Consider the following 21,616-nt stretch of genomic DNA (forward strand, 5'->3'; position numbering starts at 1 on the left):
TAAATGATGGGCTTTAGCAGTATAATGTAGGTGGTTCATTTGGATTACCTCTGCTGTTTTTTTCTCATTTGCAGTATAATCCAAATGGACTTTTTTGTTAACTGTTTTTTACTAGCACCACAGGTATACACTATAAACTTCACAAAGTGAAGAAACAATGGGTGGCAATTGCTGTGACAACTATGGCTGGTCTATCTCTGATGACGGTTGGGACTACATCATCTGTTAGTGCTGATAGTCAGCCTCAGGATTCTCAAGCGGCTCAAGCAACTCAGAACGATCAATCAGTCGTTGGTGATGGGACTCAAGTTAGTAGCTCTGAGCAACCTATTCAAGCAGAAGAAAGTACAACTAATAGCCAGTCTGCTTCTGCAGAGGAAGTGGCTAAAGCTAATCAGCCCCAAGCAGGTTCTATCGCTACTCAAGATGATCGTCAGGATTCACCTGAGCTTAATCAAACTACTGCCGAGTCGGCCAATCCAAGAGCTGAGGGAAACTTGGTCACGCCTGCCTCTGCTGGTGGTGTAGTCTATGCCCAAAGTCCTCAACTCGTTAGTCAATCGGAGCAGTCAACGACTACAACTAAAGGTGTCACAGAAAAACAGACCTCAGAGTCAGTTCTTGTGGAGAATCAAGTTACTGCCTCAGATGCTCAGCGTGCAGAGATCAATAAAATTTTGGACGGTCACTCATCTGGTATTTCTACTTTAGACGCTGCAGCTCTGACACTTGAGTTTGAAAAAGCTCGTCTCAGGGGCGCTACCGATGCCACTATTTTAGCGGAAATTCAGAAGGTTGGGCGCGTCGTTCCCAATAATCTGACCTACCTCAGCGATTTCTATGACCATCAAACAGGGACCAGCGGGACTGCCTTTCGAGATAAAGCCAGCGGTAAGGTTATTATCGCTTATACAGCTACTAATAATGATGGCAATGAATTGCAAGATGCTCTGGGAGCCGATTTAATTGGGATTGGTTTAGCACGTGGGCAACATTACCAGCCAGCTTATGATTTTTACGATAAGATTGCCAGCCAGTATGGGGCTGGGAACATTGTTATTACCGGTCATTCCTTGGGTGGCAATGTCGCTCAGCGGGTAGCCTTGAAAAAGAATGTTGCCACAACGGTTGTTTATAATGCAGCTCCGCTTTATATTCCATCTGTTGCTTATTTAGGGAATAAAGCTTATGATTCCCTTCGGGAGAAACTTCAAGGAGAATTTAGTCTTCCTTCGAATAAGGCTGAGGCCAAGCAAACTATTGCGGATATTAAGAGTGATATCAAGGCCTTTACGGGTGATGTTATCCGTATCACAACCCAAAAAGACTGGCTTAACAATGCTATGCGTTGGCTAGGAGCGGTTTATCTTGGTAAAGAATATGTGATTCCTAATTCTGGCAATCACGATTTGAAGACGATTGCCGAAGATGCTAAGCAAGTGGCTAATGTGAAGCAATGGACTACCATCTAAATTTTTAACTAAAAGGTCAGGCCTTTTGTTATTAGCTGTAAATTAATCTCGAGCAAAATTGATTCATGGTCTTGGCGGTCACTCGAGTCAATCATGTCAGATTTGGTAATTTTATTGGCGATGGGTTGCTGGTTAGCCGATAGTCAATGCGCCAGCCAGTGTTGCTGATCTTACTGGCCTTGCTGTGCTTATCAGGAATAGATAGAATGTCACTGTATTTATAGCAAAAGCTATCAGTGGAACCTTCTTCTAGCAGAGTAGTGAAGCACTGTGATCTTCATCGGCGAAGTCAAGAAAACGGTGATTGTTCTCTGGTTTGGTGAGATCAAATTCTTTGTAGAGATATGGTACTCATTCGTAAGGGGGCACAAAAATAATATTGTAAGGCAGTAGCTAGTAGTGACTACTGCTCTATTTTTGTTTGTCTAGTTCGGTTGGGGAATCGGTGTGTTTGGGTTTGTTTTAACGGCACAAGATATAGTCCCAGAATTAGATTATGTGCTCCCTTTTGCTAAACTGGCCGCTTCCATGAATCAGATGACTGCTGTTAATCCAGAGATTACAAGTTTTGAATGGCTGAGATTGGTTCTCTATACCGTGCTAATCGTGTTAGGAGCTAGTTTTTTACAGATTCGTCATCTTAAAAAAATAGTTTCCTAATGGCTCAATAGGAAGATAAGATGTGAGGCACCTTATTTCTATGGACAGTAAGGTCCATCGTGTTAATAGTAATAAACATTAACGTCAATATACAAATAAGCCACCATATCATTTTGTATAGGTGGCTTTTCTATATGGAATGTTATAAATCGATCTCCAACAAAATCGGTCCATGGTCTTGGCGGTCGCCTGAGTTGATCATATCAGATTTGATAATTTTATCAGCGATGCGGTTACTGGTCAGCCAGTAGTCGATGCGCCAGCCGGTGTTGTTGATCTTGCTGGTCTTACTGCGCTGTGCCCACCAAGTATAGACATTGGGAATATCGCCATGTTTGTAGCGGAAGGTGTCTGTGAAGCCTTTGGCCAGCAGGTTGGTGAAGCCTTCACGTTCTTCGTCTGTGAAGCCGGGAGAACGGCGGTTACTGCTAGGGTTAGCCAGGTCGATTTCCTTGTGGGCAACATTATAATCCCCACTGGCTAGAACAGGTTTTTGGCCATCAAGTTGGGCTAGATACTCAGCGTACTTGATATCCCAGATCTGGCGTTCGTCCAAGCGTTTGAGCCCGTCTCCAGCATTTGGGGTGTAGACTGTAGTGACAAAGAATTTATCAAATTCTAACGTGATGATACGGCCTTCACTGTCCATGGTAGATGGAGCATCGATTTCAGGATAGGTTATGATGGGATCGGGAAGATTCTTTTTATAGAGAAAGAGGGTCCCCGCGTAACCCTTGCGTGCAGGCTCAACTGAGGATCGCCAAGTGATTTGGTAGTCAGGGAAATAATCTTCCAATAGGGTCAGATGTTTTTTTGTTGGCCCTTTGGCTGATAGTTTTGTTTCTTGAATAGCAATGATATCTGCATCCTGTGCGATGAGTGTATCGATAACTTGACGCGAGAGAAGCGCACGAGCTGAATCACTGGTCAGAGCTGCATTGAGGGAATCTATATTCCAAGAAATGAGTTTCATAATCATATCCTTTACTTTATACATAAGGTTTTCTTCATTATAGCAAAATGCCCAAAGGGGCGCGACTGTTTTGTTTGATATTCTCAGCTAAATTAATACAGATTAAAAGATTGAAAATAGAGTGGAATATTCAAAAACTGACTTGACAGCAACAGCATAAGGCTTTATAATAGTATCATTATTGACAGAAAAGTCAGAATATTCTATAGATAGGAGTCAACTATGGTTGAACAAACGCAATCTACATCCACTTGGAAAACGAAATTAAGAGCCTTAGGACCTGGTATCCTTATGGCTTCGGCGGCCGTTGGTGGTTCACATATCGTATCATCGACACAGGCAGGAGCAAAATTTGGCTGGCAGTTAGCCATATTAGTCCTCTTAATTAATGTTTTTAAGTATCCTTTTTTCCGTTTTGGATCGCAGTATACTGCTGAGACAGGTAAAAACTTGGTTGAAGGCTATGCCGAAAAGGGCAAGCTTTACCTGATTGTTTACTTTATTTTGAATATCTTTTCGGCTGTGATCAACACGGCAGGAGTGGGAATTCTCTGTGCTGCCATCGTTGCTAGCGCAGTTCCTAGCTCGTGGGGACTTGGTATTAATCAGTTGACGACGATTATCATTGTGATTATTTGGGGGATGTTGCTTCTTGGCGGCTACCGCTTTCTTGATGGTTTATCTAAATGGATTATGTCGGCGCTGACAATTGCGACCGTGCTGGCAGTAGTGATTGCCCTTTTTAAGCATCGTGAATATGCTCCTGATTTTGAAGCCGTATCTCCTTGGACAATTGCTTCTTTACCATTCTTAATTTCTCTTATGGGGTGGATGCCAGCACCAATTGAAATTTCAACGATCAATTCTCTCTGGTCAGTGGAAAAGCGCAAGACAGTTGACTTCAATGAAGAAGACGCAATGTTTGATTTTAATGTCGGCTACATTGGAACGGCTATCCTAGCTTTTATCTTTCTGGCCTTAGGCGCACTTATCCAGTACGGTAATGGTGAAGCTGTTCAAAGTGCTTCGGCAGCCTACATTTCTCAATTTGTTCAGATGTACGCTTCCTCTTTGGGAGCATGGGCTAAGCCGCTTATTACTTTTATTGCCTTCTTGTGTATTTTTGGGACCGTCATCACTGTTATTGATGGTTACTCACGGGCCAACGACGAGGCGCTCCGACTTCTTTTCAATAAGGAAAAAACGACCAAGATCTCACTGACAATTTGGATGAGTCTTACTTCAATTGCTGGTCTACTTATCGTTTATCTTTTCTCTGGTCAAGTGGCACAAATGCTTCAATTTGCCATGATAGGTTCTTTTATCACAACACCATTCTTTGCTTACCTGAATTACAGTTTAGTTAATAGTCAAGGGAAAAAATTACCTGGTTGGCTTAATGGGCTATCTATCGCTGGTTTGATTTACTTATTTGGCTTTGCGATTGTCTTCATCGCCGCCTGGTTGACAGGAAATATTGGCTAATGCCAAAGGGGGATCTGACTGTGAAATTAAGACAACATTTTGCCAAGATAGTTCGCTGAATCTGGCAATCTGTTCTTTCGATCCCAATAACATTTCAGATTTTTCTTATAGGAATACAAAATAAATAATCCACCTGTAGCCTAACAGGTGGATTATTTATTATTTTAGAGCAATTAAAATAACTGTTACAATATAAAAAATTGCTGTTAAGAGATAGCCCATTCGCCAGAATAGCTTGAAGAAGCGCTTGTAAGAAAAAACTTTAATTTTACCTGTTCGCCTTAGAATAAAGAGGCAGGTTGCAATTGCCAGCAAACACATCATGAGTAAGTACTGAGGCAGGAAGCTGTGAGAAAAGTAGATACCAGAGACATAGATAATAGCCCAAGCTAAGAAGGGAAGGGAGAGGTCTGGGAATTTGATGCTGAACCGTTTAAGGTCAAAATACCTAACTAAGGATTGAGCTAGAAAGGGGATTAAAAAGAAATAAAAGACTGCTAGAAAGTATATCATAATCCTATTTTATCCTGATTACCAAAGAAAGTAAACTTATTTCTATAGATAAAAGAGAAAATTTACTGCACATATAAAACTTATCTAAATAGAGTTACTTCTAGGATGTTACCGCTTACAAAAATATGTGCTATAATATTTTTGGTAGGGGAAATTTGTAATTTTATAGGCTGCAGATTGTGATAAAAGGATAGTTTTTCTTAGACGCAAGCGTCTTTGTCCAACCTTCGATTTTTGCTTGATCTGCGGTTGTCCTTGGTATCATAGTAATCGAACTTGGTCTAAAAGGCTCAGAATTTAGCTAGGCTATCTTGTTTGTAATTAAGTGATGGTGGGCTCTTAAATTCTAATCGCTTTTTACGGCCTTAGTATCTTAATATATAAAGGAGTAGAACAATGAGTGAAGAAATTCGTGTTGCTGTTGTAACAGGTGGTGGTCGAGGTATCGGTAAAGGTATTGTAGAACAGTTGTGCACAGACGGTTATGCGGTTGTTGTTGCCGATCTTGATCCAGCAACTGCTCAATCTACTGCTGATGAAATGACAGCTAAAGGATTTAAGGCTGTCAGTGCAGCAGGGGATGTCTCTAAGCGAGAGGATCACGATAAGTTTGTCAAGGCAGCTATTGATAGTTTCGGACGTCTTGATACTTATATCAATAATGCTGGTATTGCGCAGATAAAAACATTGCAAGAAGAGACTCTTGAAGACATGGAAAGAATATACGGCATTAATGTCTTTGGAACCTTGTTTGGCATTCAGGCAGCGACTGCCCAGTTTAGGCAGCAAGATGATGGCGATAAGGTACGAAAAATCATTAACGCTTCCAGCATAGCTGGACATATCGCTTTTGATTTATTGGGAGCTTACTCGTCAACTAAATTTGCTGTTAGGGGGCTAACGCAGGCGGCTGCCAAAGAGCTAGGAAGTGAGCATATTACTGTTAATGCCTACTGTCCAGGTATCGTAGGAACAGACATGTGGGAACTTATTGATGAAAAGATGGTTGACATCAAAGGCGGACAAAAGGGTCAGTATCTGGAGCAGTATTCACAGCTAATTACTTTGGGGCGTGTTCAGACACCGGCAGACGTTGCTAATTATGTTTCTTATTTAGCTTCTTCCAAGTCTGACTACATGACAGGTCAAGCTGTTCAAATTGATGGTGGTATTCAGTTCATCTAGTGCAGTTAATTGTTCTGTCTGCAAAACACATGAGGTTTGATTAGGTGCCCATGTGTTTTTTATTTTCTGCTAAAAATCTTGCATCTTAAAATTATTCCTGTATAATAGTAAGAGTATGCTTGTTGCATACTTGTGGGAGGTAAAAATCTTATCCTTACCGCCAAAACCACAAAGGAGGAAATTACAAATGGCTAAAAAAGTCGAAAATGTCGTAAAACTTCAAATTCCTGCTGGTAAAGCTACACCAGCTCCACCGGTTGGTCCTGCACTTGGTCAAGCCGGAATCAATATCATGGGATTCACTAAAGAGTTTAATGCTCGTACGGCTGATCAAGCTGGTATGCTGATCCCAGTTGTTATCTCTGTGTATGAAGACAAATCATTTGATTTCATCACTAAAACTCCACCAGCTGCTGTTCTTTTGAAAAAGGCTGCAGGTGTTGAAAAAGGTTCAGGTGAACCAAACCGAACAAAAGTTGCTTCAGTAACACGTGCACAAGTGCAAGAAATCGCTGAAACAAAAATGCCTGACTTGAACGCTGCCAACCTCGAATCAGCTATGCGTATGATCGAAGGTACTGCACGTTCAATGGGATTCACTATTACTGACTAATAGAATCCACCTTCACCGAGTTTAAGCATAGTGCTTACGGTGTGGAAGATGAAAATCGATAGGACCACATAACACAAGGAGAATAGATAACATGGCTAAAAAAAGCAAACAAATGCGTGCTGCCTTAGAGAAGGTAGACACTTCAAAGGCATACAGTGTAGAAGAAGCTGTAACACTCGCAAAAGAAACAAACTTTGCAAAATTTGATGCAACAGTAGAAGTTGCCTACAATCTTAACATCGATGTTAAGAAAGCTGACCAACAAATCCGTGGGGCAATGGTATTGCCAAATGGTACCGGTAAAACTCAGCGCGTTCTTGTATTTGCGCGCGGTGCCAAAGCTGAAGAAGCTAAGGTAGCTGGTGCAGACTTCGTTGGTGAAGAAGAACTTGTTCAAAAAATCAACGACGGCTGGCTGGACTTCGACGTTGTTGTCGCTACACCTGATATGATGGCAGTTGTTGGTCGTCTTGGACGTGTCCTTGGCCCACGCAACCTCATGCCAAACCCTAAGACCGGCACAGTAACGATGGATGTTGCTAAGGCTGTTGAAGAATCTAAAGGTGGTAAAATTACTTACCGTGCTGATAAGGCAGGTAATGTTCAAGCTATCATCGGTAAAGTATCGTTTGACACTGATAAACTGGTTGAGAACCTCAAGGCTTTCAATGATGTTATTGTGAAAGCTAAACCGGCGACAGCTAAGGGTGCTTATATCACAAACTTGTCAATTACTACGACTCAAGGTGTTGGTATCAAGGTTGATGCTAGCTCATTATAGTTAAAGAAGCTCGAGCTTGTGCTTGAGTTTTTTTATGTCTCAAGCTGATTTAGTCTCAAACAGTATTGTTTACCTTTTGTTATTTATTTTTTAAACTGCTAGGAGAAAGCCTTATTTTATGATAAAATAATTAGGATAAAATGTAAGGAGAGTGAAGATGGTAGAACCAAAGTATAAACGTGTCCTGATTAAACTATCTGGTGAGGCCTTAGCCGGCGATAAGGGTGTTGGCATTAATCTGCCAAAAGTGCAGGCAATGGCTAGGGAGATCGCAGAAGTACATGCATCCGGTGTTCAGATTGCGCTGGTTATCGGTGGTGGTAATCTCTGGCGCGGTGAACCGGCAGCTGAGGCTGGCATGGATCGTGTTCAGGCAGATTATACTGGTATGCTTGGTACGGTTATGAACGCTTTAGTTATGGCGGACAGTCTTAAGCAGGTAGGAGTTGATACGCGCGTTCAGACAGCTATTGCTATGCAGTCAGTTGCCGAACCTTATATTCGAGGGCGTGCTCTTCGTCATTTGGAAAAGGGACGTATTGTTATTTTTGGTGCAGGTATCGGATCTCCTTATTTTTCTACCGATACGACCGCAGCTCTGCGTGCTGCAGAGGTTGAAGCTGAAGCTATTCTGATGGCTAAAAATGGTGTTGATGGGGTCTATAATGATGATCCGCGTAAAAATGCTGATGCTATTAAGTTTGATGAGCTGACTCATGTTGAAGTGATTAAGCGCGGGCTGAAGATTATGGACGCCACGGCAGCTACTATGTCTATGGATAACGATATTGATTTAGTTGTCTTTGATATGAATGAGCCCGGCAATATCAGACGTGTTGTCTTTGGTGAGGCAATTGGGACAACAGTTTCTAATAAACCCTCCAGTTAAGTAGATATAGATGTTAAAAGCATTAAAAAGCATAGTAACTCTTAGTAAAGTGGTTATTTAAAGACATAGGCTCTCTTCAATTGCTCTTTTTCTTGAAGTTTTTAATACTTTATGGCTTTGTGGCTTGGTATCTTATGAAAGGAATAAATATAAATATGGCAAATCTAATTATTGAAAAAGCAAAGGAACGTTTTACACATTCTCACGAATCACTTGGTCGTGAATTTGCGGCTATCCGTGCTGGCCGAGCAAATGCTAGCTTGCTTGATCGCATTGAAGTCGAATACTATGGTGCCCCAACACCCTTGAATCAGTTAGCCTCTATTACAGTGCCTGAGGCACGTGTTCTCTTGATTTCCCCCTTTGATAAGGGCTCTATCAAAGATATTGAGCGTGCTATCAATGAGTCCGATTTGGGTATCAATCCAGCTAATGATGGTTCCGTCATCCGTCTAGTTATCCCTGCTCTTACAGAAGAAACGCGCAAGGAGTTGGCTAAAGAAGTGAAGAAAATCGGTGAAAATGCTAAGGTTGCTATCCGTAATATCCGCCGCGATGCTATGGATGAGGCTAAAAAGCAAGAGAAGGATAAGGAAATCACCGAGGATGAATTAAAGTCTCTTGAAAAAGATATTCAAAAGGCAACTGATGATGCTATCAAAAAAATTGAGGGCATGATCAGCGAAAAAGAAAACGAACTGCTTACTGTTTAGGGTAAAACAAGTAAAACTAGGGGTCTGGGACAGTGGCGTCTCAGATCCTTCTTTATTGGTAAGTCTAATAATTTTTAGAATTTAGAAGGAATACTGAGAGATGAATGATTTATTAGCTAAGACTGTTTTAGCAATGGTGACCGACGAAAATGCGTCTTATTATTTTGCGCAAAAAGATGGACAGACTCTTGCTTTGGATAAGAAGGAAGGAGAGCATCATCTAGGTGATATGGTAGAAGGCTTTGTGTATAGCGATTCACACCAAAAGCTGCGTATGACAACTCTGCCTGTGACGGCCAGTCGTTCAAGCTACGGCTGGAGTGAGGTGACAGAGGTTCGCAGAGATTTGGGAGTATTTGTAGATACAGGTCTGCCGGATAAGGAAATTGTCGTATCGCTTGATCTCCTACCTGATATTAAGGAACTCTGGCCTAAAAAAGGGGATAAACTTTACATTAGACTGGACATTGATAAAAAGGGACGTATCTGGGGTATTCCTGCAGAGCCATCAATTTTTCAAAAATTAGCTGGTCCAGCTTACGATAATATGCAAAATCAAAACTTACGTGCCATCGTTTATCGCCTCAAATTGTCTGGAACGTTTGTCTACCTACCGGATAATAATATGCTGGGATTTATTCACCCTAATGAGCGCTATCAAGAACCACGCCTAGGTGAAGAACTTGATGTCCGAGTGATTGGTTATCGTCAAGTTGATCGCACGCTAAATCTGTCACTGAAGCCGCGTTCATTTGAAATGTTGGAAAACGATGCTCAAATGATTCTGACGTATTTAGAAAGTAAGGGAGGTTTTATGACCTTGAATGATAAGTCTTCACCTGATGACATCAGAGCAATTTTTGGCATTTCTAAAGGTCAGTTTAAAAAAGCATTAGGGGGACTGATGAAAGCTCAAAAAATTAAGCAAAGTCCGGAAGGAACGAATCTCCTTTGAATGAGAAGGCTAGGCAAAAGCTTATACACCTCTCATACTTTAGAATAAGCTCTTAAGCGCAGTAATGTGGAGTGGGGCTTCACCCTGCTATGTTTATTAACAATCAGCGCTCTCTCAGATGGGGAGTTTCATTTTGCATAAGGCTCAAGCAGAGACTATTAAAGGGGGAAATCCTAAAACAGCAAGGTAAGCAGATATGTTAGGGAGAGTGTTTCAGGTTACTGTTTAGCAAGCAAGGAACGGTGAGAATCAAAATGGTTTTCCCCCTTCTTTTTATAGTTATTCGAAAGGGGCTAGATAAACTATTAAGCTTTAATGACAGCCTGTAAGCAATTTGTAAGCTAGTTAAAAAGCATTCTTGTGTCAGTGATTTTTTCGGAGATTCATGCTGTCATAGAATTATCACAAAAGAAAACTCCTATTCTAGGCTTAACGCTAATGTTTGACAGCCTAGAATCAAGATTGTAGAATGTGGGCAAGATAAATACAATGGTGTGTTTATCGAAGGGAATTAAGAGTGGTAATAGCCGACGATTGCTATTTTTAATTCCTAGAAGGGTTATTGTTATTTTGGTTTGTCGGAACGAAAATACTTAACCTAGTCGTGAGTCGGACGAAAATGTCTATCTCATTCATCATGAAAAAGGAGATGATTCCCATGACTAAAATGAAGACGAAATTGATGCTTAATAAGAAAAAACTTGCTCTTGCAGCAGCTATTGGCTTAACAGCTATAGGTGGTGTTGGTGCGGCTAAGGTATCAGCTGCGACCGATATTGGTGCTGAACAAGCTAAAACGATTGCTTTGCAGGATGCAGGACTTAGTGCTAGCCAAGTGACAGCTGTGAAGGTTGAAACGGATTCTAATAACAATATCGCTGTTTATAAGGTAGAGTTTAAGCGTAATCATAATGAATATGATTACACTATCAACGCTGCTGATGGAAGTATCACAGAAAAAGATAATGATATTGATGATGCTTCATCTAACAGTGGTAACAATGGAACAAATGGTAATAGTGGCAGCAATGCTCAAAGAGCGGCTCGCCTATCGTCTGCTGATGCTAAGTCTATTGCGCTATCGGACGCTGGACTGGCAGAAGGAGATGTCACAGCACTGAAAGTTGAATCAGATTCTGATAATGATATCCCTGTTTATGAAATAGAATTCAAACAGGGGGACACGGAGTATGACTATACCATTAATGCTCTTAATGGTGCCATTACAGAAAAAGATATTTCTTAAACCAGTGATCAGGTTACTTTGACTTTAACAACGGTGGCCGAACTAGCTTGCTAGTTCGGCTTTTTTGCTAGGTTCTGGCAGTGATGTGATATAAATTCTTTATCAGTTGATAAGTTTTAAATATTTGTTCAGCCTTGTTAAAGATGGTATGATAGGCTTAAGACTAAATACTATAGGAGTTTTTTTATGAAGCTTAAAAATATTGTTAAATTTGGGGCAGTAGCTGTTGCTTCGGTAGCTTTGCTAGCGGCCTGCAGTTCCAATAGTTCTGGTAAGGGAGCTAAGGAAACAGTTACCTTTGCAACAGTTGGTACAACCAACCCTTTCTCTTATGAGGGCAAAGATGGAAATTTGACAGGGTACGATGTTGAAGTTGCTAAGGCAGTGTTCAAGGGATCTGATAAGTATCAGGTTGAGTTTAAAAAGACGGAATGGTCGTCAGTCTTTGCTGGTCTTGACTCTAGTAAATATCAAATGGCAGGCAATAATATTAGTTATTCTGATGAGCGGGCTTCAAAATATCTTTACTCTGAGCCAACGGGGACAACGCCTTCTGTCTTAGCTGTGCCAAAGGATAGTGATATTAAATCATTTGATGACATTGGGGGTCATTCCACTCAAGTTGTTCAAGGAACTACAACAGCTAAGCAACTAGAAGATTATAATAAGAAACACTCAGACAATCCAGTTGATATTAAATATACGGATGAAGATATTACTCAGATTTTGGGTAGCTTGAATGACAGCAAGTTTGATTTCAAACTGTTCGATGCCCCAACGGTTAACAGTGTCATTAAGAATCAATCATTAGATAACTTAAAGACTATTGAATTACCTTCTGATGAACAACCGTTTATTTACTTCGTATTCTCTAACGATCAAAAAGATTTACAAAAGTTCGTCAATAAACGTTTAGAAGAATTGCAAAAAGATGGAACTTTAGCCAAACTCGCGAAGAAATACTTAGGAAATGAGGATTATATTCCAGAACCTAAGGATATGAAGGTGCCATCTAAAAAAGGATAAAAGGGCAGTGGCTCTTTTATTTTTGAATAATGAAGAGTCAATAGACAAAAGGTTATAACTTTCAGCTATATGTTTATACAATTATAAACAATTTGAAAGCTTTCAGGCCTTATGAGATAATAATTCCACGATCATAAAGAAAAGAGGACTTGGTATGAAGTTGAGAAAAATTCTTGGTGTTTTGACTGTATTTGTGGTAGCAGCTTTATTTCTGGCAGCCTGCGGCAATAAATCGTCAGATAAAAATACATTGAAGGTTGGTGTCATGACGCTGGATGATGCGACTAAACCGGTTTGGGATCAGGTGAAAAAGGATGCTGCTAAGAAGGGCGTTAAGTTAGAGTTTGTTCAATTTACAGACTATAACCAACCTAATAAGGCTTTGGTTGCCGGCGATATTGATGTTAATGCCTTTCAAACCCGCTATTTCCTAGAGGATTGGAATAAGAAAAACAAGGAAAACTTGGTATCTGCGGGAGATACCCTAATCAGTCCGATTCGTCTTTTCTCGAAGGAAGCCTCAAAAGGTAAGGCTGCTTATTCTGATATCAAGGACCTGCCGGAAGGAGCAAAGATTGGGCTAAATAATGATGCAACTAACCAAAGCCGTGCTCTGTTTTTACTACAGTCAGCAGGCTTGATTAAGCTGTCTACTAAGGATGGCGAACTTGCTTCTGTTAAGGATATTACTGAAAACTCTAAAAACCTTGAATTTAAAGAAGTGAGTGCAGAACAGGTGGCTAAGACTTTGCAAAATGGTGATGTCGATGCTGCTGTTATTAATAACTCCTACGCTCAGACGGCTAAGATTAACTACGATACGACCCTGTTTGTAGAGGATGTTACTGGTCCTAATGCTAAGAATTGGATCAACTTTATTGCTGCTAAACCAGATTGGAAAAAATCAGACAAGGCTGATGCTATCAAGACTTTAGTGAAGGTTTATCAGACTGATAAGATTGGTAAATTGATTAGCAAGGCATCAAATGGTGTCGACCGTCCTATTTGGAAGGGGGCACCAGATACAACCTCATCTAGCAAATAGGTTCAGATGAAGTACTTATCCTGAAAATAGCTAAAAGGAGCTGGAAGGTAATAGCTTTCAGCTCTCTTTATCATTATTAACCGTATTAAAGGAGACTACATTATATGAGTGAACCCATTATTCAGCTGGATCACATTGATATTACATTCCAGCAAAAGAAGCGCCGAATAGAGGCTGTTAAAGACGTTACTGTTCATATTGATCAGGGTGATATTTATGGAATTGTTGGTTATTCGGGGGCTGGGAAATCGACCTTAGTTCGTGCTATCAATCTCCTTCAGGTTCCAACGGCGGGTTCTGTAAAGGTTGCTGGCGACAGTCTTTTTGAGGGTCAGCAAGTTCAGTTAGCCAGCGCTGCTCTGCGTCAGAAGCGCCGTGAGATTGGTATGATTTTTCAACATTTTAATCTAATGTCGCAGAAAACAGCGCGACAAAATGTGGCTTTTGCCCTGCGACATTCAGACCTTTCATCAGATACGAAGGGGAAAAAAGTTGATGAATTATTAGAGTTAGTGGGTCTTGCGGACCGGGCTGATAATTATCCTGCGCAACTATCTGGTGGTCAGAAACAGCGGGTCGCTATTGCACGTGCTCTTGCCAATGATCCTAAAATTCTGATTTCTGATGAGTCCACTTCTGCTTTGGATCCTAAGACGACTAAACAAATTTTAACCTTGCTGCAAGATTTGAATAAAAAACTTGGTTTGACGGTTGTAATGATTACGCATGAGATGCAGATTGTCAAGGATATTTGCAACCGTGTAGCTGTCATGCAAAACGGTGTTCTTATTGAAGAAGGGAGCGTTTTGGACATCTTTTCCAACCCCAAGGAAGCCCTGACTCAGGATTTTATTAAAACAGCAACGGGGATTGATGAAGCCTTGGTGAAAATAAATCGACAGGAAGCTGTTGAACATCTGGCTGAACATGACCGCTTGGTCCTTTTACGGTATGCAGGTGCCTCGACAGATGAGCCCCTGCTTAATAGAATCTATAAGCAGTATCAGGTGACGGCTAATATCCTTTATGCCAATATTGAAATTTTAGATAATACCCCTGTTGGAGAGATGGTCGTTATTTTGTCAGGGGAACAAGTATCCTTGGCTTTAGAGGCTGTTAAAGTGGCAGATGTATCGGTTTCTATTTTAAAAGGAGGTAAGGCATGATCGAGTTTTTTGAAACTTATTTACCTAATGCTTATAGTTTAGGCTGGGGAGGCGATGCGGGCTGGTGGTCTGCTATTAAGGACACCCTTTACATGACTTTCTGGGGCTTTGTTATCGGTGGCTCCCTAGGCTTGATTGCTGGACTCTTTCTTGTTTTGACTGGACCTAGAGGAGTCATTGAAAACCGCCCAGTGTTCTGGGTTTTGGACAAGTTGGTATCAGTGTTTCGAGCTATTCCTTTTATCATCTTAGTTGCTGTTTTAAGTGGTGTAACAAAAGTTTTTGTTGGCTCGACAATTGGAGCCACGGCAGCTCTTGTGCCTTTATCAGCAGCAACTTTTCCTTTCTTTGCTCGTCAGGTTCAAGTGGTCTTTTCAGAGATGGATTATGGGGTTATTGAAGCTTCCCAAGCCAGCGGTGCGACTCTCTGGGATATCGTTAAGGTTTACCTCAGTGAGGGCTTGCCAGAGTTGGTTCGTATTTCAACAGTAACCTTAATTTCTATTGTTGGTGAAACAGCCATGGCTGGTGCTATCGGTGCTGGTGGTCTTGGTAACTTTGCTATCTTTCAGGGTTATACCTATTCAAGAACAGATGTAACTATCGTAGCAACTGTTTTGATATTACTGATTATTTTTATCATTCAATTTGCAGGTGATTTCTTAACTCACAAAATTAGTCATCGTTAGTAAAAAGTAAGGCAGGATTAAAGGCGCTTCATTTTGCTGGGGGGTTCTTGATTCTGTCTTTTTTTTGTGATGTTGACGATTGTTGACTTTTGTATTATAGTTTTACTTGTCTTAGTAATTTAGGAGCGGGTTAAAATCATCATTTTGAGGACAAGGATTTTATGGTCTTACTTGTGCAAGATTGCCCGAGGTCAAAAATTAATAAACATTTTGAGGCTGGGAATCTTCACCAAGCGAACCGCCCCTTAGTATCTTAGTAACTGAACATAGGCCTAATTTCCTCGGGAAAAAGAAGGAGCTTCTTGTGCGTCAAGCACACGTCGTCGCTCCCCTATTTTCCTGTCAGAAATTTTCGCTAAGCGAACCGCCCCTTAATATCTTAGTAACTGAACACGGGCTGCGGAATGTGCAAAAAAGATAGTTTCTTCCTAGACGCAAGCGTCCTCGTCGAACCTCCTATTTTTGCTTTATCCTTGATCCGCGGACGCCCTTTGGTTAGTCGATTTTACTAACCAAACGAAGTTAGTGGGAGAGGTAGCCAATTCACTCTAGTGATTAGCGTTTGGTATCAAGTGCGAAGCGCTTAGATAACAAGTCTCTGCCGTATCTTAATAATCGAACACGCCTACGACTCTGTGGAAAAAGATAAAGTCTCCTAGATGCCTGCTGCATCTGCGTCAACTTTCCTATTTTCCTTTGAGTCGCTTAACGGCTTTGTATCTTAATATAAGGAGTATTTATTGTGAAACGTCTCTTTTCGGTTTGGAATCGTACTAGTTTGCTCAAGCGCATAACTATTGGAGTTCTTATGGGAGCAATCCTTGGAGTTTTGTTACCTAAGCTTACGGTGATTGGACTTTTAGGGGAATTATTTGTCGGTGGTCTTAAGGCTATTGCGCCGCTTTTGGTTTTCGCCTTGGTTGCTAATGCTCTTTCTCAGACACGGGAAGGGCAGAAGTCAAATATGACGACGGTTATTGGCCTTTATTTGTTCGGGACTTTTGCAGCAGCCCTGACTGCGGTAATTTCTCACTATGTGTTTCCCATTCGTCTGACTCTGTCGCAAGCAGCAGGCAAAGCTGCTTCAAGTATGTCCCAGTCACCTAAGGGAGTCGGAGAGGTTTTTAATACTTTGCTCTTAAAGATGGTCGATAATCCTATTCACGCCCTAGTAGATGCCAATTATATCGGTGTACTGGTATGGGCTGTTGTCTTTGGTTTTGCTATGCGGACAGCTAGTGAAAATACTAAGGACCTTCTCAATACAATGGCAGAGACAACGTCACAGATTGTCCGCTGGATTATTAATCTAGCCCCCTTTGGTATCTTGGGGTTGGTCTTTACGACTATCTCTGAAAATGGGATCAGTGTTTTATCGCGTTACGGTATTTTGATCTTAGTATTAGTTGCGACTATGGCTTTCGTAGCTTTGGTTATCAATCCGTTTATTGCTTTCGTTATGATGAGACGCAATCCCTATCCCTTGGTTTTTCGCTGCTTGCGGGAATCGGGGGTAACTGCCTTCTTTACACGCTCCTCGGCGGCTAATATTCCTGTTAACCTGAAATTGTGTGAAGATTTGGGACTGGATCCCGATACTTATTCTGTTTCTATCCCGCTGGGGTCTACGATTAATATGGCAGGAGCAGCTGTTACCATTAATGTTTTAACTCTAGCTGCGACAACGACTTTGGGGATTCACGTAGATTTTGCCACAGCTCTTATTTTGAGTTTGGTTGCTGCTATATCAGCTTGCGGTGCTTCTGGGGTAGCAGGAGGATCTTTGCTTTTGATACCGGTTGCCTGCAGTCTCTTTGGTATTGACAATGATACTGCTATGCAAGTTGTTGGAGCTGGCTTTATTGTAGGTGTTATCCAAGACTCTTGTGAAACGGCCCTCAATTCTTCAACAGATGTTCTCTTTACTGCGGTTGCCGAATTTTCAGCATGGGGAAGAAAGTAAGTAATGTAATATGATTTAGGAGTTTGGGACAAGATGTCGCAAACTCTTTTAGCTACTAAGAAGTTTGAGGAGGGTATACTCTTTTAAGTCTGCTGACCAATTTGTTATCTATGCTTTTATAATAGTTATAGCTTATTATAGTAAAAGACTATCTGGTGCTAGCCTGCGAATATGATATAATAAGAACTTATAACAGGGGAAAGGAATGGCGTATGTCAAATTATTTATTAGTCTTACAATCCGATTTTGGTTTAGTTGATGGTGCCGTCTCTGCGATGGTGGGTGTAGCTCTGCAGGAGGAGCCAAGATTAGGTGTCCATCACCTGACTCACGATATCACCCCTTATAATATTTTTGAAGCGAGTTACCGTCTTTTTCAAACAGTTGAATATTGGCCTGAAGGAACGACCTTTGTGTCTGTTGTTGATCCTGGTGTCGGCTCTGATCGAAGAAGTGTGGTTGCTTTAACAAAGAAAAATCAGTATATTGTCACTCCTGATAATGGAACACTTTCTTATATCAAAAAGCATATTGGGATTAAAGCTTTACGGGAGATTTCTGAGATTAAGAACAGACGTGAGAATACAGAGCTATCCTATACTTTCCATGGACGTGATGTTTATGCTTTTACAGGTGCAAAATTGGCTTCTGGCCATATTAACTTTGAGGATGTTGGTCCTGAATTGCGAGTAGAGGATATTGTTGAGCTGCCAGTTGTTGAGACCCATGTTGAAGAGGATTTGGTGCGCGGTGCAGTCGATATTCTAGATGTGCGTTTTGGATCTTTATGGACTTCTATCACGCGTGACGATTTTTATACACTTAATCCCCAGTTTAACGATCGGTTTGAAGTTACTATTTATAATAATGACATGCTGGTCTATCAAAATCAGGTGACCTATGGAAAATCTTTTGCGGATGTACGGATTGGTCAGCCTATTATCTATATCAATTCACTCTATCGTGTTGGTCTAGCAATTAACCAAGGATCCTTTGCTAAGGCTTATAACGTCGGCGTTGGACCGCAGTGGCATATCGAACTCAAAAAGATCTGAGGACCGAGGGCTTAAGATAGAGCTAAATTGTTAGGTGTGTACGAATAGGAGGCATTAGCAGGCAGCAAATATGGGTAGCACGTTAAAGAAATCTGTACGTGATGCTGATGTGTTCTGTTCTGTTCATTTTGTCATATGGGAATATATCATAAGGAGTTAATCATGAAAGCTAATTCTATAAAAACCGTTGTCGCTACTGGTATAGGAGCAGCCCTCTTTGTTATTATTGGGATGTTTGTTAATATTCCTATCTTTGGAAATACCAGCATTCAATTACAATATGCTGTACAAGCACTTTTTTCAGTCATCTTTGGGCCTGTGGCTGGTTTCTTTATCGGATTTATTGGTCATGCCCTCAAGGATGGTATTCAGTACGGCAATATCTCGTGGGCTTGGGTTCTGGCCAGTGGATTAGTTGGGTTAGGTATTGGTCTTTTTCGCGGTTTTTACGATGCGAGCAAGGGGAGATTTGGCTTTAAGCAAATCGTTTGGTTCAACTTAGTTCAAATTTTTTCTGTCTATGTGGCCTATGGCTTAATTTGTCCGTTAGGGGATCGGCTCTTCTACAGACAGGCTTGGTCCTACCTATTTGTACAAGGAGCAGTTGCCGGAACGGCTAATGCTTTGACAATCGCCGTTGGCGGTACGATTCTACTTTTGGTTTATGCTGGTACACGCGTTCAGTCAGGAAGTCTTTCTAAAGATTAGTGGTGAAGCAGTTGATTAAGTTTGAAAATTTTTCTTTCAAATATGACGCACAAACGGAACCAACGCTAAAAAATATTACGCTATCAATTAACAAGGGAGAAAAGGTCTTAATCGTAGGACCGTCAGGCTCAGGGAAGTCCACCTTGGCTCAAGTTATTAATGGGATTATTCCAAATACTTACAAAGGAGAACACTCTGGTCAGGTCTTTATCGATGGTCAAGATGCTTTTGAGCTCTCTATTTATGATAAATCCCATTTAGTCAGTACCGTTTTGCAAGACACAGATGGACAATTTATCGGTTTATCTGTAGCGGAAGATTTAGCTTTTGCTCTTGAAAATGATTGTATGCCTCAGAGCGAGATGCTTCAAACCGTTCATAACTGGGCTGGGAAATTAAACTTGGTTGATTTGCTCAATCATAGGCCGCAGGATTTATCTGGCGGGCAGAAACAGCGTGTCAGCTTGGCGGGAGTTCTTGTTGATGAGAGTCCTGTGTTGCTTTTTGATGAACCCCTAGCAAATTTAGACCCCAAGTCGGGACAAGATACTATTGATTTGATTGATCAGATTCATAATGAGACAGGAGCGACCAGTCTCATTATAGAACATCGTTTGGAAGATGTTCTATATCGTCCGGTCAATAGGGTTATTCTCATTAATGACGGGTGTATTCTTTTTGACGGTTCCGCAGATGAGATTCTATCTACTTCCTTATTAACAGATAATGGTATTCGTGAACCGCTCTACATTACCGTTTTGCGTCAATTGGGAATGGATATCAGTCAGGTCAAAGGTCTGTCAAGGCTTTCAGATATTGATTTATCAGGGGTAGTTTACAGCAGCAGTCCTTTGGAACTTGTACAGCCAACTTCACCAGCGTCCTTGCTTGAGGTTAAAGGACTACAGTTTGCTTATGAAGCTGCGAATCCGATCTTGAAAGATATCGATTTTACCTTTCATAAGGGAGAACGTATCGCGATTGTTGGTAGGAATGGTGCAGGGAAATCGACCTTAGCTAAGGCTTTGACGAAATTTGTATCGGCAGATGGTGACTTAATTTGGCAGGGGCAAAATATCTCAGCTGACTCTATTAAAGAGCGTGCTAGTCGGATAGGTTATGTTTTGCAAAATCCTAATCAGATGATTAGCCAAACTATGATTTTTGATGAAGTTGCTAAAGGTTTGCGCCTGCGCAATATGTCTGAAGAAGAGATTGAACCGCTTGTTTTAAGGACGCTTCAGATATGCGGTCTGTACGAATTTCGCAAATGGCCGATTGCGGCTTTATCCTACGGTCAAAAGAAGCGGGTAACGATCGCTTCGATTTTAATCCTTAATCCTGAGATTATTTTTTTAGACGAACCTACGGCTGGTCAGGACATGAAAAATTATACTGAGATTATGGACTTTCTTGATGAGCTTAATCAGGCAGGGCATACGGTTGTCATGATTACACATGATATGCAGCTGATGCTGGACTATTCTGACCGCTGCCTTGTTATTGCTGACGGCGGAATTATTGCCGATCGATCCCCCATTGAGGTTTTAGCAGATAGGGAACTGATTGCTCGGGCTAATCTGAAAGAGACTAGCATTTTTCATCTGGCTCAGATGATGAAGGTAGATGCTGGTTCGTTGACACAATTTTATCGGCAGCGTAAGGGGGCGTACTATGGCAGATAAATTGATAGGCTATCATGAGGGAACAGGATTTCTCTACCGGCTGTCAGGTAGTACGAAACTCTTATTTTTTGTTTTGGTGTCCATCGCCTGTATGACAACTTACGATACTCGCTTGATTGCTATTGTTGGTTTGGGGGCACTTGCGCTTTTTCGCTGGGCTAGAATTAAGTGGTCGGAAGTCTCCTTTGTCATGCTTATTGTTATGCTCATTGCTTTATTTAATATTGTAATGGTTTATCTTTTTTCCCCTTCTTATGGTGAGGAGCTCTATGGGAGTAAGACAATATTACTGGCTGGCTGGGGGCGCTTTTATCTAACGAGTCAAGAACTATTTTATCTTTTGAACCTGATTTTGAAATATTTTTGTACGGTACCTCTAGCTATTCTTTTCTTGATGACAACTCATCCCAGTCAATTTGCAGCCAGTTTAAATCGTATTGGGGTTCCCTATAAAATCGCCTATTCAGTGAGCTTGACACTGCGCTATATTCCTGATGTTCAGGAAGAGTTTGGTATGATCAAATTGTCACAGGAGGCGCGTGGTTTGGAATTGTCCCAGAAAGCAAGCCTTGTCGGTCGCATTAAGGGGAATTTGCAAATTGTTATTCCTCTAATTTTGGGTTCTTTGGAGCGTATTGATACTATAGCAACTGCAATGGAGCTGCGCCGATTTGGAAAATATAAGAAGCGGACTTGGTATCGCGCTCAAAAAATGACAGTCGGAGACTGGTGGACCTTGCTTTTGGCCATTATTCTATTATTGATCAGTTTCCTACTTATCTTTGCTAATGATG

General features: G+C 41.2%; 20 protein-coding genes and 2 pseudogenes. 20 read left to right on the top strand and 2 right to left on the bottom strand.

The features are described 5' to 3' along the window. The first annotated feature begins 125 nt into the window (after nt 1–125). Together ACVR1G_RS10695 and ACVR1G_RS10700 are read left to right on the top strand one after the other, a co-directional pair. Nucleotides 126–1,472 carry a KxYKxGKxW signal peptide domain-containing protein gene (locus ACVR1G_RS10695; RefSeq protein WP_447453169.1) on the top strand — a complete coding sequence of 449 codons (1,347 nt, stop codon included), beginning with the start codon at nt 126–128 and terminating at the stop codon, nt 1,470–1,472. Between the two features lie 447 nt (nt 1,473–1,919). Further along, complete coding sequence (locus ACVR1G_RS10700) at nt 1,920–2,132, top strand: hypothetical protein (protein ID WP_447453151.1); 213 nt, start codon at nt 1,920–1,922, stop codon at nt 2,130–2,132. 142 nt (nt 2,133–2,274) lie between these two features. Here the strand turns inward: ACVR1G_RS10700 and ACVR1G_RS10705 are convergent, their stop codons facing one another. After that, nucleotides 2,275–3,105 carry an exodeoxyribonuclease III gene (locus ACVR1G_RS10705; protein WP_447453170.1) on the bottom strand — a complete coding sequence of 277 codons (831 nt, stop codon included), beginning with the start codon at nt 3,103–3,105 and terminating at the stop codon, nt 2,275–2,277. Nucleotides 3,106–3,327: 222 nt separating this feature from the next. Between ACVR1G_RS10705 and ACVR1G_RS10710 the strand changes: the two genes are divergently transcribed. Further along, on the top strand, nt 3,328–4,590 hold the full coding sequence (locus ACVR1G_RS10710) for an NRAMP family divalent metal transporter (protein ID WP_447453152.1): 1,263 nt from the start codon (nt 3,328–3,330) through the stop codon (nt 4,588–4,590). Between the two features lie 159 nt (nt 4,591–4,749). Here the strand turns inward: ACVR1G_RS10710 and ACVR1G_RS10715 are convergent, their stop codons facing one another. Beyond that, nucleotides 4,750–5,103 carry a DUF3397 family protein gene (locus ACVR1G_RS10715; RefSeq protein WP_447453153.1) on the bottom strand — a complete coding sequence of 118 codons (354 nt, stop codon included), beginning with the start codon at nt 5,101–5,103 and terminating at the stop codon, nt 4,750–4,752. A gap of 396 nt (nt 5,104–5,499) precedes the next feature. On the opposite strand from ACVR1G_RS10715, the gene ACVR1G_RS10720 reads away from it, so the two are divergent. From ACVR1G_RS10720 to ACVR1G_RS10800, 17 genes and pseudogenes are all read left to right on the top strand, one after another. Next, the gene (locus tag ACVR1G_RS10720; RefSeq protein ID WP_447453154.1) at nt 5,500–6,288 is read left to right on the top strand and encodes an acetoin reductase; all 789 of its coding nucleotides are present in this window, start codon (nt 5,500–5,502) and stop codon (nt 6,286–6,288) included. A gap of 187 nt (nt 6,289–6,475) precedes the next feature. Next, nucleotides 6,476–6,901, top strand: coding sequence for a 50S ribosomal protein L11 (gene rplK / locus ACVR1G_RS10725; RefSeq protein WP_447453155.1), 426 nt, complete (start codon nt 6,476–6,478; stop codon nt 6,899–6,901). 91 nt (nt 6,902–6,992) lie between these two features. Continuing rightward, a complete protein-coding gene (gene rplA, locus ACVR1G_RS10730) occupies nt 6,993–7,682 on the top strand; it encodes a 50S ribosomal protein L1 (RefSeq protein WP_447453156.1) in 690 nt (229 codons plus the stop codon). Between the two features lie 157 nt (nt 7,683–7,839). After that, nucleotides 7,840–8,571 carry a UMP kinase gene (gene pyrH / locus ACVR1G_RS10735; RefSeq protein WP_447453157.1) on the top strand — a complete coding sequence of 244 codons (732 nt, stop codon included), beginning with the start codon at nt 7,840–7,842 and terminating at the stop codon, nt 8,569–8,571. Between the two features lie 155 nt (nt 8,572–8,726). Then, nucleotides 8,727–9,284 carry a ribosome recycling factor gene (gene frr, locus ACVR1G_RS10740; RefSeq protein ID WP_447453158.1) on the top strand — a complete coding sequence of 186 codons (558 nt, stop codon included), beginning with the start codon at nt 8,727–8,729 and terminating at the stop codon, nt 9,282–9,284. Nucleotides 9,285–9,384: 100 nt separating this feature from the next. After that, entirely contained in the window at nt 9,385–10,239 is an 855-nt protein-coding gene (locus ACVR1G_RS10745) for a CvfB family protein (protein ID WP_447453159.1), read from the top strand. A gap of 682 nt (nt 10,240–10,921) precedes the next feature. Next, nucleotides 10,922–11,185 (top strand): annotated as a pseudogene (locus ACVR1G_RS10750) (PepSY domain-containing protein); the annotation flags it as partial. A 102-nt stretch (nt 11,186–11,287) separates the two neighbouring features. Further along, a pseudogene (locus tag ACVR1G_RS10755) lies at nt 11,288–11,485 on the top strand (PepSY domain-containing protein); the annotation flags it as partial. Between the two features lie 186 nt (nt 11,486–11,671). Beyond that, a complete protein-coding gene (locus ACVR1G_RS10760) occupies nt 11,672–12,511 on the top strand; it encodes an amino acid ABC transporter substrate-binding protein (protein WP_447453160.1) in 840 nt (279 codons plus the stop codon). 154 nt (nt 12,512–12,665) lie between these two features. Continuing rightward, entirely contained in the window at nt 12,666–13,556 is an 891-nt protein-coding gene (locus ACVR1G_RS10765; RefSeq protein WP_447453161.1) for a MetQ/NlpA family ABC transporter substrate-binding protein, read from the top strand. Between the two features lie 104 nt (nt 13,557–13,660). Continuing rightward, nucleotides 13,661–14,722, top strand: coding sequence for a methionine ABC transporter ATP-binding protein (locus tag ACVR1G_RS10770; protein WP_447453162.1), 1,062 nt, complete (start codon nt 13,661–13,663; stop codon nt 14,720–14,722). Beyond that, a complete protein-coding gene (locus ACVR1G_RS10775; RefSeq protein WP_447453163.1) occupies nt 14,719–15,411 on the top strand; it encodes a methionine ABC transporter permease in 693 nt (230 codons plus the stop codon). Before ACVR1G_RS10770 ends, ACVR1G_RS10775 begins: the two co-directional genes overlap by 4 nt. A 742-nt stretch (nt 15,412–16,153) precedes the next feature. Then, the gene (sstT, locus tag ACVR1G_RS10780) at nt 16,154–17,374 is read left to right on the top strand and encodes a serine/threonine transporter SstT (RefSeq protein ID WP_447453164.1); all 1,221 of its coding nucleotides are present in this window, start codon (nt 16,154–16,156) and stop codon (nt 17,372–17,374) included. A 212-nt stretch (nt 17,375–17,586) separates the two neighbouring features. Beyond that, nucleotides 17,587–18,429, top strand: a complete 843-nt coding sequence (locus ACVR1G_RS10785; RefSeq protein WP_447453165.1) for an SAM hydrolase/SAM-dependent halogenase family protein — start codon at nt 17,587–17,589, stop codon at nt 18,427–18,429. A gap of 162 nt (nt 18,430–18,591) precedes the next feature. Beyond that, a complete protein-coding gene (locus ACVR1G_RS10790; protein ID WP_447453166.1) occupies nt 18,592–19,137 on the top strand; it encodes an ECF-type riboflavin transporter substrate-binding protein in 546 nt (181 codons plus the stop codon). A gap of 2 nt (nt 19,138–19,139) precedes the next feature. Beyond that, nucleotides 19,140–20,822 (top strand): ABC transporter ATP-binding protein, encoded by a 1,683-nt coding sequence (locus ACVR1G_RS10795; protein WP_447453167.1) that lies wholly within the window; start codon nt 19,140–19,142, stop codon nt 20,820–20,822. After that, nucleotides 20,812–21,616 (top strand): energy-coupling factor transporter transmembrane component T family protein (locus tag ACVR1G_RS10800; protein ID WP_447453168.1); only part of this gene is annotated, 805 nt, incomplete at its 3' end. The genes ACVR1G_RS10795 and ACVR1G_RS10800, both read left to right, overlap by 11 nt.

This window comes from Streptococcus dentasini (assembly GCF_053206945.1).